Annotated in this window: 16 protein-coding genes; 6 read left to right on the plus strand and 10 right to left on the minus strand. The window is 66.3% G+C overall.

What is annotated here, in order from left to right; translation table 11 throughout:
- On the plus strand, positions 1-227 hold a 227-nt coding region (locus C8J45_RS19425), incomplete at its 5' end, for a hypothetical protein (protein WP_219907397.1).
- A gap of 99 nt (positions 228-326) precedes the next feature.
- On the opposite strand, the gene C8J45_RS16100 is transcribed toward C8J45_RS19425, so the two are convergent.
- The 7 genes from C8J45_RS16100 to glmM form a co-directional block, all read right to left on the minus strand.
- Positions 327-1,211: a bestrophin family protein gene (locus C8J45_RS16100; RefSeq protein ID WP_107964148.1), complete on the minus strand. Its 885-nt coding sequence runs from the start codon at positions 1,209-1,211 to the stop codon at positions 327-329.
- An 80-nt stretch (positions 1,212-1,291) separates the two neighbouring features.
- On the minus strand, positions 1,292-2,350 hold the full coding sequence (gene folP, locus C8J45_RS16105) for a dihydropteroate synthase (RefSeq protein WP_107964149.1): 1,059 nt from the start codon (positions 2,348-2,350) through the stop codon (positions 1,292-1,294).
- A 154-nt stretch (positions 2,351-2,504) separates the two neighbouring features.
- Positions 2,505-3,644: a site-specific DNA-methyltransferase gene (locus tag C8J45_RS16110; protein ID WP_107954219.1), complete on the minus strand. Its 1,140-nt coding sequence runs from the start codon at positions 3,642-3,644 to the stop codon at positions 2,505-2,507.
- A 176-nt stretch (positions 3,645-3,820) separates the two neighbouring features.
- Positions 3,821-4,459: a ribonuclease HII gene (locus C8J45_RS16115; RefSeq protein WP_107964150.1), complete on the minus strand. Its 639-nt coding sequence runs from the start codon at positions 4,457-4,459 to the stop codon at positions 3,821-3,823.
- Entirely contained in the window at positions 4,447-5,307 is an 861-nt protein-coding gene (locus C8J45_RS16120) for a bifunctional hydroxymethylpyrimidine kinase/phosphomethylpyrimidine kinase (protein ID WP_107964151.1), read from the minus strand. Before C8J45_RS16120 ends, C8J45_RS16115 begins: the two co-directional genes overlap by 13 nt.
- A gap of 304 nt (positions 5,308-5,611) precedes the next feature.
- Complete coding sequence (locus C8J45_RS16125; protein WP_107964152.1) at positions 5,612-5,827, minus strand: DUF1272 domain-containing protein; 216 nt, start codon at positions 5,825-5,827, stop codon at positions 5,612-5,614.
- Entirely contained in the window at positions 5,827-7,167 is a 1,341-nt protein-coding gene (gene glmM / locus C8J45_RS16130) for a phosphoglucosamine mutase (protein ID WP_107964153.1), read from the minus strand. The genes C8J45_RS16125 and glmM overlap by 1 nt, the downstream gene beginning before the upstream one ends.
- Positions 7,168-7,236: 69 nt before the next feature.
- On the opposite strand from glmM, the gene C8J45_RS16135 reads away from it, so the two are divergent.
- Positions 7,237-8,511, plus strand: coding sequence for a dicarboxylate/amino acid:cation symporter (locus tag C8J45_RS16135; protein WP_093398346.1), 1,275 nt, complete (start codon positions 7,237-7,239; stop codon positions 8,509-8,511).
- Positions 8,486-9,478, plus strand: coding sequence for an aldo/keto reductase (locus C8J45_RS16140; RefSeq protein WP_107964154.1), 993 nt, complete (start codon positions 8,486-8,488; stop codon positions 9,476-9,478). The genes C8J45_RS16135 and C8J45_RS16140 overlap by 26 nt, the downstream gene beginning before the upstream one ends.
- 116 nt (positions 9,479-9,594) lie before the next feature.
- On the opposite strand, the gene C8J45_RS16145 is transcribed toward C8J45_RS16140, so the two are convergent.
- Positions 9,595-11,190 carry a peptide MFS transporter gene (locus C8J45_RS16145; RefSeq protein WP_107964155.1) on the minus strand — a complete coding sequence of 532 codons (1,596 nt, stop codon included), beginning with the start codon at positions 11,188-11,190 and terminating at the stop codon, positions 9,595-9,597.
- A gap of 109 nt (positions 11,191-11,299) precedes the next feature.
- Here C8J45_RS16145 and C8J45_RS16150 point away from each other — a divergent pair, with 109 nt between their 5' ends.
- Both C8J45_RS16150 and C8J45_RS16155 read left to right on the plus strand, forming a co-directional pair.
- Positions 11,300-11,875, plus strand: a complete 576-nt coding sequence (locus C8J45_RS16150) for a nitroreductase (RefSeq protein ID WP_107964156.1) — start codon at positions 11,300-11,302, stop codon at positions 11,873-11,875.
- A 37-nt stretch (positions 11,876-11,912) separates the two neighbouring features.
- Positions 11,913-12,269: a GntR family transcriptional regulator gene (locus C8J45_RS16155; RefSeq protein WP_056053547.1), complete on the plus strand. Its 357-nt coding sequence runs from the start codon at positions 11,913-11,915 to the stop codon at positions 12,267-12,269.
- A gap of 223 nt (positions 12,270-12,492) precedes the next feature.
- Here the strand turns inward: C8J45_RS16155 and C8J45_RS16160 are convergent, their stop codons facing one another.
- Positions 12,493-13,308 (minus strand): arylamine N-acetyltransferase, encoded by an 816-nt coding sequence (locus C8J45_RS16160; protein ID WP_107964157.1) that lies wholly within the window; start codon positions 13,306-13,308, stop codon positions 12,493-12,495.
- Between the two features lie 608 nt (positions 13,309-13,916).
- Positions 13,917-15,629 (minus strand): acyl-CoA dehydrogenase, encoded by a 1,713-nt coding sequence (locus tag C8J45_RS16165; RefSeq protein WP_107964158.1) that lies wholly within the window; start codon positions 15,627-15,629, stop codon positions 13,917-13,919.
- A gap of 46 nt (positions 15,630-15,675) precedes the next feature.
- Here C8J45_RS16165 and C8J45_RS16170 point away from each other — a divergent pair, with 46 nt between their 5' ends.
- Complete coding sequence (locus tag C8J45_RS16170) at positions 15,676-16,695, plus strand: L-threonylcarbamoyladenylate synthase (protein WP_107964159.1); 1,020 nt, start codon at positions 15,676-15,678, stop codon at positions 16,693-16,695.
- The last annotated feature ends 24 nt before the right edge of the window (positions 16,696-16,719 follow it).

A 16,719-nucleotide genomic window follows, 5' to 3' on the forward strand; every position in this document is an offset into this window, starting at 1 on the left:
GTCGCCATGGGGAGTTCCTCTCGTTGAAGGAACTCCATCGTCTGCCGCCGCTGCCGCAGGACCAAACCTCAGAGAGGCTGCGCTACCTTACCGCCACCACCACTGCCGCGCAGCGGCTTCGTGCTGTGGGCGGGAAGTCTCATCTGGTCGATTGCATCCGCCGATGCCTCTATTTGCCATCGCCAATGCCGTCGTCGATCGACTGCGTACGACCCAGCGCACGTTGACGTAACCCGGCCTGATCTTCTTTTGCCGCCTCGCGACGAAACCGCCGTTTTGCAACGGTCGGTACGCCGCGATCGGATCCTGTCGACTCGCCTGGTGTGCTACCAGAGAACGCCGTGGACCGGTTGAAGCGGCTCTGGTGCTTCGTCGCCGATCGCCTGGAGAAGGTCGATCTCAATCGTCCGGCACATCGCGTTCAGCGGCACGTCGTGAATCGTGTCGGCGAACGGATCGACCAGATCGTCGCCGATCTGCAGGACCGCGAGAAACATCAGCCCGGCGATCGTCGAGCCGACCGGCGTCGCGTAACCCAGCGTCTCGACCAGGCCGATCGGCAGCAGCACGCAGAACAGCCGCGTGAACAGGCTCGGGAAGAAGCGGTACTGGTTGGGCAACGGCGTGTTCTTGATCCGCTCCATGCCGCCCTGCGCGTTGGCGATGTCGACCAGGATCGCCTCGAACTGCGTCTGCTGGATGGTGTCGATCCAGCCGTTACGCCGCGCGATGTCGATCCGGCGGCCGGTGCCGTCGAGCAGGCCGTTGGCGATGTTGGTGCGCTCGAGCGCGAACGATGCCTCCTCCTTCGACAGGAAGCGGAGCACCTCGGGCGGTGCGGGCTGCTTGCGCAACTGGCAGCGCAGCGCGTTCACATACGCGATCTGGCGGAGCACAATGGTCCGCTTCATGTCGTGACCCTCGGGCTCGGGCAGCATGTTGCGCGCCATGCGCGCCAAGTTGCGCGAGGCGTTGATCATCAGGCCCCAGAGGCCACGGCTTTCCCACCAGCGCTGATAGGCCGAGTTATCGCGAAAGCCGAGGAACAGCGCGAGCGCGGTACCGAACAGCGTCAGGGGCAGCGCGGGCGCATGGAACGGCAGGACATAATAGGTGATCGTGACGATCACATCCCAGACGAACAGGCCGAGCAACGGGCGCCAGACCTCGCTCAGAATTTGACTGAAGCGCGGTGTTGCAGTGACGATCAAACGAAAGCTCCCTTGTTTACAGGGCTTTTAATGCGCGAAGTGGCGTTTCGCTGCAATGCAGCGACGATCAGCCGCCCCGCTTAGCCGCCAACGAGCGATTGATCGCGCAGGCCGCGCCAGATCTTCACCGCCTGCACCGTTTCAGCGACGTCGTGGACGCGCAGGATCTGAACGCCTGCCTCCGCACCTTTCAGCGCCAGCGCCAGCGAACCGGCGAGGCGCTGGTCGACCGGCGCTTCGTTCGAGAGCGCGCCGATCAGCCGCTTGCGGCTCGCGCCAAGCATGATCGGGCAGCCGAGCCCGTGGAAGATCGCGAGGCCGTTGAGCAGCGCGAGGTTCTCGGCGAGCGTCTTGCCGAAGCCGATGCCGGGGTCGACGATGATCCGCGACCGGTCGACGCCACCCGCGACGACCGCGGCGATGCGGGTTTCGAGCCAGTCGAAGACGTCGGTCAGGACGTTGGTGTAGCCGCCATCGCCGTGGCCGCCTTTCCCGGGGTCAGGCGAGTGCATCAGGACGACCGGGCAGCCGCTTTTCGCGACCACGTCCAGCGCGCGATCGTCCCAGAGAAGGGCTGCGACGTCGTTGACGATGTGCGCGCCGGCGGCGAGCGTGGCTTCCATGACGGCGGCCTTGCGGGTGTCGACCGAGACAATCGCACCGGCGCGCGCGAGGCGTTCGACGACGGGGAAAAGCCGCGCGATCTCGTCGCCTTCCCATACCGCGGGCGCGCCGGGGCGAGTGGATTCGCCCCCGACGTCGATCAGCGTCGCGCCGGCTGCCGCCATGTCGATTCCGGCGGCGGCCGCTGCAGCTGGGTCGTCGACATGCTTGCCGCCGTCGGAGAAGCTGTCGGGGGTGACGTTGAGTATGCCGGCGACGATCGGCTGGTCGAAGCGGAGCGTACGTTCGCCGAGCCGGAGGGGGGGGCGAACGGCGGTGATGGCGGCGTGGAGGTGCGCGGCGCGCTCGCCCAGCGTGGCAACATCGGCGACGGGGATGGTGCGGCGGGTGCGGCCCTCGATTACTTCGTAGGCGGCGAACCACTGCATGCCGCCTGCCAAGCGCGCGACGGTGCCGTCTTCCTGGCCGATCGGGGTGTCTACGAATTGTACAGGGCGGAGATGGAGGCGGGTCATGATCCTCTTTTCCTCAAATCCACCGTACGTTCAAACCCACCCCGTTCGTCCCGAGTAGGCATCGAGCTTGTCGAGATGGCGTATCGAGGGACCTGTACCTCGATACGAGCCCTCGACTACGCTCGGTCTCTACTCGGCACGAACGGAACTTTGCTCAGATCGTGTTCGCCAGCAGGTACGTCTGGCGGAGGTCGTCGATCGGCTTGAGGCCCTTGTCGCTCTCGTAATGCCAGAAGCTCCAGCCGTTGCAGGCGGGGGCGTTCTGGAGGGTCGAGCCGAGCTTGTGGATCGAGCCGATCGTGCCGCAGTCGCTGAGCAGCGAGCCATCCGCGCGGATCGTCGCGCGCCAGCGGCGCTTCGAGTCGGTCAGCACCGCGCCGGGAGCTAGATACGCGTTTTCGACGAGCACGCCGAAAGCGACCTTGGGCTGCGTGCGCGGGCTCATCATCGTCGCGAGTGCCGATTCGTCGAGCGGCAGCGCGGCCTCGATCCGTTCCTGAGCGGCTTCGATGTAATCGCCTTCACGGTCGATGCCGATCCAGCTGCGGCCGAGACGCTTGGCGACCGCGCCGGTGGTGCCGGTGCCGAAGAACGGGTCGAGCACGACGTCGCCGGGCTTCGTGCACGCCAGCAGGATGCGGTAGAGCAGTGCTTCGGGCTTCTGCGTCGGGTGGACCTTGGTGCCGTTCTTCTTCAGCCGCTCGGCGCCGCCGCAGGTGGGGAATTCCCAGTCGCTGCGCATCTGGAGCTCGTCGTTGAGCGTCTTCATCGCGCGGTAGTTGAAGTGGTATTTCGCCTTCTCGCCCTTCGACGCCCAGATTAGCGTCTCGTGCGCATTGGTGAAGCGGGTGCCGCGGAAGTTGGGCATCGGGTTGGTCTTGCGCCAGACGATGTCGTTGAGGATCCAGTAGCCAAGATCCTGCACCGCCGCGCCGACGCGGAAGATGTTGTGATAGCTGCCGATGACCCAGAGCGCGCCGTCGTCCTTGAGGATGCGGCGTGCTTCCTTGAGCCAGGCGCGGGTAAAGCGGTCATAGGCGGCGAAGGTGTCGAACTTGTCCCAGTCGTCGGTGACCGCATCCACATGCGATCCGTCGGGACGATAGAGTTCGCCACCGAGCTGGAGGTTGTAGGGCGGGTCCGCGAAAATCATGTCGATGGAATTCGACGGGAGCGCCTTCATGTGCTCGATGCAATCGCCACGCAGGATCTGGTCGAGCGGAAGCACGGCTTGAACCGCTGGCTCCACTGCCTTTTTCGCACGCGGACGTGCGATCGTGTCGATCAAACCCATGTTTACCGCCCCTTATCGACGCCCATAGCGGCGGAATTGTCCGACTCCGTCAAGCAAACATTCGTTAACGGCGTTTTCGCGAGAATCCGCGGCTGCGACCAATCGAGTCGCGGTTGCCCAGATGTTGAGTCGTGGGAGACTCGCGGCTCAAGCCCTTGGGGTGTGGCGCGAAAGACTCAGCTCGTCGTTTCCTGTGCGAAAAGTCCCTCGCGCGCCAGATAGGCGGCGGCGACGGGGGCGAAACTGCGGCGGTGAATCGGCGTGGGGCCGTGTTCGCGGAGCGCCTTCATGTGGTGCGCGCAGCCGTAACCCTTGTTCGAATGCCAGTTATATTCGGGATGCACGTCCGCCGCGGCGATCATGATGAGGTCGCGCGTGTGCTTGGCGACGATCGAGGCGGCGGCGATCGACAGCGACTTCGCGTCGCCGCCGACCAGCGGCGTGGCGGGGTAGGTCCAGCGAGGCAAGCGGTTGCCGTCGACCAGGACGTGGCCGGGGGCCTGGCCGAGTTCGACCGCCAGCGCGTCGACCGCGAGCGTCATCGCCTTCATCGTCGCCCAGTAGATGTTGAGCGTGTCGATCTCTTCGGGCTGGACGATGCCGATGCCGACGATCGCGCAGCCTTTGAGACGCGCGCAGAGCCGTTCGCGTTCGGAGGCGGAGAGCTTCTTCGAATCGTCGATGCCGCGGGGGACGCCTTTTGCGGGCAGGATCACGGCGGCGGCGACGACTGGCCCCGCGAGCGGACCGCGGCCGGCTTCGTCGACACCGGCGACGGGGCCAATGCAGAGCTTTTCGTGTTTCATGCCGGGCATTGGCGGTCTTTCCACTGGTCGAACGGGCTGGTGCCGAGCGCGTGGCCCATCGGGCCGTGGCCTGCGCCTAGCCCCGGTGCGTTGGCAAGCGCGGCGCGGACGAACGCGATGGCGCGCTCGATTGCGGCGTCGAGTGGCAGGCCTTGGGCAAGCCCGGTCGCAATGCCGCTGGCGAGCGTGCAGCCGGTGCCGTGGCTGTGGCGGGTTTCGATGCGGGGGTTGGTCCAGCGGGTTTCGCCGGCGTTGGTGACGAGGCGGTCGGTGACGTGGGGGCCTTCGCCATGGCCGCCTTTTATGAGGATTGCTGGGCCTAGTGCGCGGATGGCCGCTTCCCCGCCAAGGGCTGCCAGTTCGGGGAGGTTGGGGGTTACGAGCGTGGCGATCCGCATGAGGCGGGTGAAGGCGGCTATCGTGGCGGCGTCGGCGAGGACGGAGCCGGAGGTGGCGATCATCACCGGGTCGAAGATGATGGGGATGCTTGAACTCTGAGGACAGCCCGCCCCCCCTTGTTCTCCCGCGAAGGCGGGAGCCCAGTCTGGGCTCCCGCCTTCGCGGGAGAACAAGCTAGTGAGAATATCCGCGACCGCATTGGCAGTTTCTGCCGAACCGATCATGCCGATCTTGATTGCGTCTACGCCGATGTCCGAGACGACGGATTCGATCTGCGCGAGGACTATGTCGGTCGGGATCTGATGGACTGCCTGAACGCCTAGCGTGTTCTGTGCGGTGATCGCGGTGACGGCGGTCATCGCGTGACCGCCCAGCATGGTGACGGTCTTGATATCGGCCTGGATTCCGGCGCCGCCGCCGGAATCCGAGCCGGCTATTATTAGGATTCTGGCGATCATCGGAGGTCGTCGGAAAAAGTGAAGTATAGGAAGTGTAGACGCTCGCACGGTTTCGTTGCGGGGCTGTTTGGGGCTACGGAGCGGGGTTTGGCGAGGTTGGCGGTCATATGGTTGGCTATGTCATAACCGGTAGGATGTAGGACAGCGGGTATGCTCTCCTCTCACCACCCCGGCGTAGGCCGGGGCCCAGTTGGGGGACGTTGCTAACCGCGGACTGCGTTCCGTTACTTCGACCTTTCCAACTGGGCCCCGGCCTTCGCCGGGGTGGCGGTGAGCGGTGAGGTGGCGTTTACTTCAACGGCGCCTAGTGCCGCCTGCCCGCTCCCGGCTTTTGCGGCGGTGCCTCGCCCAGCCTTGTCGGGCGATCCAACAATTCGCCACTGCAATTCGGGCAACGCTCGTCGAGCGCGTCCGCGCATTCCGCGCAGAAGGTGCATTCGAACGAGCAGATGAACGCGCCGGGTGCATCGGCCGGAAGGTCGGTGGCGCAGCGTTCGCAGGTGGGGCGCATCTCCAGCATCAGGCGGCCGCCTTCCGGACGGCGTCGCAGATGCGGTCGACGACACGCTCGACCTGGGCGAGATCGTCGCCCTCCGCCATCACGCGGATCACGGGTTCGGTGCCCGACGGACGGATGACGAGCCGTCCCTTGCCGGCGAGTTCGGCCTCGGCTTCGGCGATCACCGCCTTCACCGCGTCGTGATCGAGCGGCTTGCCGCCGGCGAAGCGGACGTTCTTGAGCAACTGCGGCAGGGGCTCGAAGCGGTGGAGCACTTCGCTGGCGGGGGCGCCCGAGCGCTTGACCTCGGCGAGGATCTGCAACGCCGCGACGAGGCCGTCGCCTGTCGTCGCATAGTCGCTGAGGATGATGTGGCCCGACTGTTCGCCGCCGACATTATAGCCGCTCGAGCGCATCTTCTCGAGCACGTGGCGGTCGCCGACCGCGGTGCGGACGAGGCCCAGCCCTTGCGCGGCGAGATGGCGTTCGAGGCCCAGGTTGGACATTACGGTCGCGACGAGGCCACCGCCGGCGAGCCGCCCCTGCCGTGCCCAGCTGGCGGCGATCGTCGCCATCAGCTGGTCGCCGTCGACGATCGTGCCGGTCTCGTCGACGACGATCAGACGGTCGGCGTCGCCGTCGAGCGCAATGCCGATATCCGCGCCGCTGGCGACCACCGTCTCGGCGAGCGCCTGCGGGGCAGTCGAGCCGACGCCGTCGTTGATATTGGTGCCGTTGGGCGAGACTCCGATCGCGACCACGTCCGCGCCGAGTTCCCACAAGGCCGACGGTGCGACCCTGTAGGCGGCGCCGTTCGCACAATCGAGCACCACACGCATGCCGTCGAGGCGGAGATTTTCGGGGAAGGTCGACTTGGCGAAATGGATGTACCGGCCCTGCGCATCCTCGATCCGGCGCGCGCGGCCGATCTGGTCGGAGGGGACGAGCGGGATGTCACCGTCGATCAGCGCCTCAATCGCCGCCTCGGCCTCGTCGGACAGCTTGTAGCCATCGGGACCGAACAGCTTGATGCCGTTGTCGGCGTACGGATTGTGGCTGGCGGAGATCATCACGCCGATGTCCGCTCGCATCGACTGCGTCAGCATCGCGACGGCGGGCGTCGGCATCGGCCCGACCATGACGACGTCCATGCCGACGCTGGTGAAACCCGCGACCAGTGCTGATTCGAGCATGTAGCCGGACAGCCGCGTGTCCTTGCCGATGACGACGCGGTGGCGGTGATCGCCGCGCTGGAAATACGCGCCGGCGGCCATGCCGACCTTCATCGCCATCTGTGCGGTCATCGGCGAGACGTTGGTGGCGCCACGAATGCCATCGGTGCCGAAGTATTTTCTTGCCATCGCGTCCGCTTTCCGTCCCGTATCGGTGTCCGATCGGTTTGATAGCGCGGTACATCACGAAGGGCGAGCATGTCGCAGACTACACGGATACTTGCCGCCCTGATCGGCGGCATCGCGATCGGCATCGCCGCGGCGGCGTGGTCGCCGGCGAACGCGATCGCGGCGACGGCGGTGACGCAGCCAATTGGCTCTGCATGGCTGCACGGGTTGCAGATGGTGATCGTGCCGCTGGTCGTCGGGCTGCTCGTGACCGGGATCGGCGCGACCACCGAGGCGGCGCGCGCCGGGCGGATCACCGTACGCGCGATGGTGATGATCGTCGTCATCCTGTGGAGCACGACGATCATGTCCGCGCTGGTGACGCCGCTGATTCTCGACGCGTTCCCGCTGCCTGCCGGGCTCGCCACTGCACTGCGCGCCGCATTGACCGGCGCCGCGCCGGTCGGGCCGGTGCCGGGGATCGGCGCGTTCTTCGACACGATCGTACCGACCAACATCGTCGCGGCAGCCTCTAGCGACTCGTTCCTGCCGCTCACCGTCTTCGCGCTGACCTTCGCCTTTGCCGTGACGAAGCTGCCCGACGATCGCCGCCGCGTGCTGACCGGGTTCTTCCAGGCGGTGGTCGACGCGCTGTTGATCATCATCAAGTGGGTGTTGAAGCTGGCCCCCATCGGTATTTTCGCGCTCGCCTACGGGGTTGGCGCACGCACCGGTACGGCGGCGTTCGGCGCGCTCCTGCACTATATCGTCTGCGTCTCGGCGATCGGGTTCATCGTCCTGCTGTCCGCCTATCCGATCGGAATGATCGGCGGGCGGGTCGGCTTCGGCCGGTTCGCGCGTGCGGTCGCGCCGGCGCAGGCGGTGGCTATCAGCACGCAGTCGTCGCTTGCCTCGTTGCCGGCGATGTTGAAGGCCTCGACCGATCTCGGCGCGTCGCCCGCCACCGCCGGGATCGTCCTGCCGCTGTCGGTCGCGGTGTTCCGCGCGACCAGCCCGGCGATGAACCTCGCGGTCGCGCTGTACGTCGCGCACTGGCTGGGGCTGCCGATCGGGCCGGGCCAGATGGCGGCGGGCGTGGCGACCGCGGCGATCACCACGATGGGGTCGATCTCGCTGCCCGGTACGATCAGCTTCGTCGCCTCGGTCGCGCCGGTGGCGCTGGCGATGGGGATCCCACTTGAGGTGCTGGGTCTGCTCATCGCAGTCGAGACCATACCCGACCTGTTTCGGACCGTTGGGAACGTGACGATGGACACCGCCGTTACCATCTCCGTCGCAGCGCGGTCCGATCACGGGAACGGCGCTCAGGAGATTCCGCATGAAGTATCGCACGCTCGGCCCTGATTTCGAGGTTTCCGCGCTGGGTCTCGGCTGCATGCCGATGGCCGGCATCGGCAAGGGCATGTACGGCGAGGCGAACGCCGACGAGAGCATCGCGACGATCCACCGCGCGATCGAGCTTGGCGTGACGCTGTTCGACACCGCCGAGATCTATGGCCCGCTGGTCAACGAGGAGCTGATCGGCAAGGCGATCCGGGGCAAGCGCGACGGCGTCGTGATCGCGACCAAGTTCGGCTTCCGCTATGACGAGAACGGGATGACGGGGGTCGATTCCACGCCGGCCAATGTGCGGCGGGCGTGCGAGGGATCGCTGAAGCGGCTCGAGGTCGAGACGATCGATTTGCTGTACCAGCACCGCGTCGATCCGGGGGTGCCGATCGAGGATACGGTCGGCGCGATGGCGGACCTCGTTCGCGAGGGCAAGGTGCGGCATCTCGGGCTGTCGGAGGCTGGGCTCGACACCATTCGCCGCGCGGCGGCGACGCATCCGATCGCGGCGTTGCAGAGCGAATATTCGCTGTGGGAGCGGGACGTCGAGGACGCGATCCTGCCGCTGTGTCGCGAACTCGGGATCGGGTTCGTGCCGTATTCGCCGCTCGGGCGGGGCTTCCTGACGGGGCAGATCACCGTTCGGTCGGATCTGCCGGAGGGCGATTACCGGCGCAACGATCCGCGCTATTCGGAGGAGAACTTCGCCAAGAACATGGAGATGGTGGCGGTGGTGAAGTCCATTGCCGACACGCATGGCGCTTCGCCGGCGCAGGTGGCGCTTGCGTGGTTGCTGGCGCAGGGCGACGACATCGTGCCGATCCCGGGATCGAAGCGCCGGGTTACGCTGGAGGACAGCATGAAGGCGGCGGACGTTGCGCTGTCGGCCGACGATCTGGCGAAGCTCGATGCGGCCGCGCCGCGGGGTGGGACGGCTGGGCCGCGCTACGGCGAGAAAGCGCTGTCGATGACGCGGATCTGATCTTCTCCCTCCCGCTTGCGGGAGGGGTCGGGGAGGGGCGTGCCTCATAGACCGGACGCCGGTACGTACTTCGTCCCCTCCCCTAACCCCTCCCGCGCGCGGGAGGGGAATTTGCGTCAGCCTCGCGGCACCTGCTCTCCGCGCGTGTCGAGCCCAGCCGCGTCCGGCTCGGCCAGCGTGTTCTGGCCGGCCATCGCGTGATCGACCGCACCCATCTGGTCGAGATGCATCAGCTTGGTCACGAACGGCGCGAGCACCAGCACGACCACGCCGACGCCGATCGCGAACCAGCCGATCCGACCGTACACTTCGAGCACCCGCCCGACGCCTGCGCCCTCGCCGCCGGTCGCCTGCGCGATCAGCCCGGCGAGAAAATTGCCGCCCGCGGTCGCGAGGAACCACGTGCCCATCATCAACCCGGTCATGCTCGGCACCGACAGCCGCGTCATCGACGACAGCCCGATCGGCGAGAAGCAGAGCTCGGCCATCGAGTGCAGCATATAGAGCAGCACGACGAAGATCGCCGGGGTCAGGCCCTGTGCCGGCGCACCGAGCGTCAGCGCGAAGAAGCCTGCGCCGACCAGGATCAGGCCGATGCCGAACTTGAACGGCGCGCTCGGCTCGCGCCCTGCCTTGCCGAGCCTGGTCCAGAGCGCCGCGAACACCGGCGCGAGCGTGATGATGAAGAACGGATTGACCGACTGGAACACCGAGGCGGGGATAGTCCAGCCGAACACGACGCGGTCGACCGACTGGTCGGTGTAGACGTTGAGCGACGACCCGGTCTGCTCGAACAGCGCCCAGAATAGCGGTGCGAGCGCGATCAGGAACAGCGCGGCGAAGATCCGGTCGCGGTCGACGCGCGGCAGCTTCGCGACCGCGGTCCACAGGATGTAGCCGACGGTGACGAGCGACGCGACGATCAGCGCGGTACCGACGACGCCTTGGCTCCGCACCAGCCACCACGAGACGGCGACCCCGACGATCCCGCCGAGATAGATCAGCCATTCGATCGACAGCCCGGCGATCGGCTTCGACGCGAGTACGGCGGCGTCGGGCGCTTCGCCGACACCGTGCAGCTCGCGCTGGAACAGGATGAACATGACCAGCCCGAGCGCCATGCCGATGCCTGCGGCGCCGAAACCGTACGACCAGCCGACCGTCTCGCCGAGGATGCCGACCGCGATCGGGCCGACGAATGCGCCGGTGTTGATCCCCATGTAGAAGATCGAGAACGCTCCATCGCGCCGCATGTCCTCGCGCGCGTAGAGCTTGCCGACGAGCACCGAGATGTTCGCCTTCAGAAAGCCGGTGCCGACGATGATGAAGGCGAGACCGAGATAGAAGCCGTTGAGTGCCGCGCCCTGCACGCCCTGCGGCGCCTCGACGATCGCCAGCAGCAGATGGCCGAGCGTGATGAAGATGCCGCCCGCGAGCACCGCTTTGCGCGGCCCCAGGAAGCGGTCGGACAGATAGCCGCCGATGATCGGCGTGATGTACACCATCGAGGTATACGCGCCGTAGATCGCGTAGGACGGCTCATCGCCGAACAGGAAATGCTTGGTGAGATACAGCACCAGGATCGCGCGCATGCCGTAGAACGAAAAGCGCTCCCACATCTCGACGAAGAACAGCATGAACAGCCCGCGCGGGTGCCCGAAAAACGTCTTCGCATCGGCAGGAACGCCGCCGGTTCGGATTGCGCTGGCCATGTGGTGGTGATGCTCCGTGTGTGCGCCGCTGACGGGCGCTCGATCGCGCGCAACTTAACGACAAAGCCCGGACTGTAAATATCACACATCAGGGCCTATCTGCGGGGCTATGCTCAACGATCGCTCCACGCCGCTCTCGCTGCTTGCCACTCGCCGCTCGGGCAAGCCACGCGATCTGATCGCGCCCGGCCCCGATTCTTACCAGCTGGCGACGATCCTCGAGATCGCGGCGCGGACGCCCGATCATGGTAAGCTGGCGCCGTGGCGGTTCGTGGTGGTGGGGGACGAGCACCGCGCGGCGCTGTCGACGCTGATCACCGACGCGTATCTGGCGGAGCGGCCTTCGGCGTCGCGGACCGAACTCGAGTCGCTCGACCAGTTCGCGCATCAGGCGCCGACCCTGGTGGTCGTGCTGTCGTCGCCGAAGGAGAGCAAGATTCCGGTGTGGGAGCAGGAGCTTTCGGCGGGGGCTGCGTGCATGAACCTGCTTCACGCGGTCCATGCGGAGGGCTTTGCGGGCGGCTGGCTGACGGGATGGCCGGCCTATTCCGACCTGGTGCGCGACGCGTTTGGGTCGGCGGCGGAGCGGATCGCCGGGTTCATGTTCATCGGCACGCCGTCGCGCGCGCTCGACGAACGGCCTCGCCCCGAAATGGCACGGCTCGTAAGCCATTGGGGCTCGTAAGGCTCGACTTTTGAGCTAATTGCTGTATTAGAACAGCATGACAGCGCTCAGCAGCGACGACAGCCCCGTATATATCCGCCTCCGCAGCACGATCGCCGCGGGGATACTTCGCGGCGACTACCGTGCGGGCGATCAGTTGCCGTCGGTGCGCGCGTTCGCGGCCGAGCAGGGGGCAAATCCGCTGACCGTCGCCAAGGCGTATCAGAGCTTCCAGGACGACGGTTATGTCGAGGTGCGACGCGGCGTCGGGATGTTCGTGATGCCGGGTGCGGCGGAAGCTTTGCGTGTAGCGGAGCGCGAGAATTTCGTGACGACGCAGTGGCCGCGGATCTTGGGGCATATCGATTTGTTGGGGTTGGATGCGCATGATCTGCTGGAGCGTGAGCGGGCTTAAGTCGCTGCTAGCCATTTCCTTCGCCTCCCCCTGCCCCTTGCGTTTGTCCTCACCCTCCCCCGTTCGTCCTGAGTAGTCATCGAGTAGTGGCGAAGCCGCGTATCGAGAGGACGTATCGAAGGACAGGTTGGCGCGTGGAACCATGCTTCGATACGCACCCTCGATACGCTCCTGACGCAGCTACTCGGTCGCTACTCAGCACGAACGGAAGTGGGGTTGAACTTCAGAACAATCCGAGCGCGGCGACATCCTCGATGCTCAGGTCGATCCCGAACAACAGGCTCATGCGGATGCGGTACACGCGCGGATCGGTGATCTCGCCGACGGTCGTATCGGTGCCCGAACGCCGGCGGTAGTTGCGCCCGATCAGCGATGCGAAGCCGTTCGGCAGGACGATACTGGCAATCGGGGTGTGGGTGAATCGACTGGACGGCGCGGTCGAGGTCCAGTGGTTCGACATTGCCAGGTCCGCGTCGAACACTTGCGCGAGCGTGAAGCTGTATTGCGGCTGGAATCCTCCCGTCTCGCCGCGACCATCGGTGGTCATCGGATCGCCGTCGCGGAGCAGCATCCAGCCTTGCTCGGTCGCTTCGAGGCGGAAGCGGGCGCCGTCGGGAGCGGTTGCCTCGGCACCGTCGGCGAGCGGGAGGACGGGCGTGTAGCTGCCGCCGAAGCCGGTGTCGGCGATCCAGTCCTGGCCATTGATCGTCACCAGCGCGAAGGTGTGGGTAAGCGGCGGCACGTCGGTGGCGGCGATCCAGACGCGGGCGAGCAACGGGCGGGCGGTGAAGCCGAGTTCCGCGAGCGCGTCGAGGAACAGGCGGTTGTGCTCGAAGCAATAGCCGCCGCGACGTGCGGTGACGAGCTTGGCGAAGACCGCCGCGCTGTCGATCGCGATGCCGCGGCCGAGGACGACGTCGAGGTCTTCGAACGGGATGGAGAGACGGTGCGCGTGCTGCAGGCGGCCGAGGCCGATCGAGTCGAGCGTGGGCCGCGCGGGCATGGCGACACGGAGGAGATAGGCTTCGAGGTCGAACATCGGTCGGGCTTTCAGAGATTTCCGCCCTCCCTTACCTTTCGTTGCGCAGGGACGTCGAGTGGCGGGCACCGGATGTTGCATGTGATGCAGTGCCCCTCCCCCGTTCGTGCTGAGCGAAGTCGAAGCACCTGCGCGTTGGGCATGCCCTTCGACTACGCTCAGGGCGAACGGGACAAGGGGCGCCATCCCTGCTTGCTCCGTCACTCCGGGCTTGTTCCGGGGACCACCGTTCCGCGTTCTCTATGCTCTCGGATCTGCGGAACGGTGGATGCCGGAACGAGCCCGGCATGATGGAGGGGTTTGGGCTGTCGCGATCAGTGGCGTCCCGCTCGATTCTCCCCCGCCAGGGGGAGGTGGCTGGCGCTTGCCAGACGGAGGGGGCGGAAAGGGTCACAGCGGTTGCGTAGTCCTCCCCCTCCGTCACCTTCGGTGCCACCTCCCCCTTGCGGGGGAGGATCAAGGGGGGACGGCGCGTTTGCACGAATGGGCAGGAGGCCGGCATTCCAATTTCGTCATCCTGGGCTCGACCCAGGATCCAGAGCCAAAGGGGCTAACGTGCTTGGCTCTGGATCCTGACTTTCGTCAGGATGACGGGGATTGGGGCGAGATCAGGCCGCGAACAGGTCCGCTTCGATCGAGTAGAGCACCGCCGCGCTGGCATTTGCCGACGCATTCAACCCCATCGCCTCGGGGACGATCTGGTCGAGGTAGAAGCGCACCGCCGCCGCTTTCATCCGGCCGAAATCGTCGGTGCCGGCAACTTCGCCCTGTCGTTCCATCAGCCAGCCACAGGTGGCGACCGACAGCATCGTGAGGAACGGATAGCTCGCCGCCAGCTTGTCGTCGGCGTCCGCAATGGCGAGCTTACGCCCGATCGCTTCGCACGCGTCGACCAGCGCCAAGAGCCGATCGTCCTTCGCTTCCGCACGGATGTCGGCGATCAGCGTGGCGAACGCGCCGCCATTGTCGAGGCCGAGTTTCCGCCCGACCAGATCCGCCGCCTGGATGCCGTTGGTCCCCTCGTAGATCGGCGTGATGCGGGCATCGCGGAAATACTGCGCGGCGCCGGTTTCCTCGACATAGCCCATGCCGCCATGGACCTGGATGCCGAGCGATGCGACTTCGTTGCCGAGATCGGTGCCGTGCGCCTTCGCTAGCGGCGTGACGAGTTCCAAGCGGTTGCGCGCGGCGTGGTCGCCGAGATTGGCACGATCTACCTGCCCTGCCGCGTAATAGACGAGCGCGCGCGCCGCCTGCGTCTGCGCCTTCATCCGCATCAGCATGCGGCGGACGTCGGGATGCTCGACGATCTTGACCGACTCCTTGTTCGGCGAGCCGGCGCGCGCCGACTGGACGCGGTCGAGCGCGTAGGCGACGGCGCCCTGCGTCGCGCCCTCGGCGACCTGGACGCCCTGGAGGCCGACGTTCAACCGCGCGTTGTTCATCATCGTGAACATCGCGCGGATGCCGCCGAGCTCCGCGCCGATCAGTTCGCCGATGCAGTCGTCGTTGTCGCCGAAGCTCAGCACGCAGGTGGGCGAGGCGTGGAGGCCCATCTTGTGCTCGATCGAAACGACGCGGACGTCGTTGAAGTCGCCCGGCGTGCCATCTTCCTGGAGGCGGTACTTGGGGACGAGGAAGAGTGAGATGCCCTTCGTGCCAGCCGGTGCGCCCGGTGTCCGCGCAAGGACAAGGTGAACGATATTCGGCGCCATGTCGTGATCGCCGAACGAGATGTAGATCTTGGTGCCCTTGATCGACCATTTGCCGTCGCCGAGCGGGGTGGCGGTCGCGCGGAGAGCGCCGACGTCGGAGCCTGCCTGCGGCTCGGTGAGGTTCATCGTGCCGGTCCACTCGCCGGTCGCGAGATGGGGGAGGTACAGCGCCTGCTGTTCGGGGCTGCCGTGATGCTGGAGCGCCTCGATCGCGCCGACGGTCAGCGTCGGGCAGAGCGCGAAGCCCATGTTGGCCGAGCCCAATGTGTCGAGCACCGCGGTCTGGATCGCGAACGGCAGGCCCTGCCCGCCCCATTCTTCCTCGACGCCGATTCCGCCCCAGCCGCCCTCGACATAATCCCTGTACGCCTGCGCGAAGCCGTCGGGCATGACCACGCCGTCGGGGGTCCACTTTGCGCCGACGGTGTCGCCGGTGCGGTTGAGCGGGGCCCATTCGCCCGAGGCCAATTGCCCCACGCCTTCGAGGACCGCGTCGACGACGTCGTCGCTGGCGGCGGCATAGCGTTCGGTCGCGGCGATCTCGCCGATCCGCACGACATGATCGAGCACGAAACGCTGTTCGGTGGTTGCTGGAGTGAAGGCCATCGCATCCTCTTATCGCTACGGTTTGGACCCGCTATACGCCTCGGAAATGGTCCGTCCACACCCACAAATCCGCCGCTACGGAACGGCCGCGCTGGCGCAGGCCGCCGCACTGATTCGCGCAGGGTGCATCGTCGCCGTGCCGACCGAGACGGTGTACGGGCTCGCGGCGGACGCGACCAATGCCGAGGCGGTGGCGCGGATTTACGCGGCCAAGGGGCGCCCGAGTTTCAATCCTTTGATCGTGCATGTGGCGGACCTGGCGGCGGCGGAGCGGATCGCGGTGTTCGATGCGGAGGCTCGGGCGCTGGCCGAGGCGTTTTGGCCGGGGCCTTTGACTCTGGTGTTGCCGGTAAGGGAGGATTCGGGGATCGCTGCGCTGGTGACGGCGGGGTTGGATACGATCGCGATCCGGGTGCCCCGGCATCGGGCGATGCAAGCGTTGATCGCGGAGTCGGGGCGGCCGTTGGCGGCGCCGTCGGCGAATGCGAGCGGGGGGATCAGTCCGACCACGGCCGCACATGTTGCGGGGAGTCTGGGGAGGAACGTGCCGTTGATCCTCGACGATGGCGCGACCGAGGCTGGGTTGGAGTCGACGATCGTGGCTGGGCGGACGGTGCTGCGACCGGGGCCGGTGACTGCGGAGGCTATCCGGCAGTATTTAGAGCAACCCCCCGGCGGAGGCCGGGGCTTAATTGGAACGTCGAATGTAACCGGGCACGACCTGCATCATGACCGTCCCCCAATTGGGCCCCGGCCTTCGCCGGGGGGGATTGGGAGTGGGGTGACGGCGCCGGGGCAGCTAGAGAGCCATTATGCGCCGAGCAAGCCGCTCCGGTTGAATGCGACCGAGGCAGGTTCAGACGAGTGGCTAATCGGGTTTGGTGATATGGCTGGCGACGTGTCGCTTTCAGCATCTGGCAACTTGCTCGAAGCAGCCGCGAAACTGTTCGACCTGCTCCATGCAGCGGACGCAAACGATCGCTCAAAGATCGCCATCGCGCCGATCCCATTCGACGGCATCGGCGAAGCGATCAACGACCGCCTTCGCCGTGCTGCACACCGCTAAATAAGAGTGATTCACGCGAAGGCG

The sequence above is a fragment of the Sphingomonas sp. PP-CE-3G-477 genome (assembly GCF_003050745.1).
Taxonomy (GTDB): Bacteria; Pseudomonadota; Alphaproteobacteria; order Sphingomonadales; family Sphingomonadaceae; genus Sphingomonas.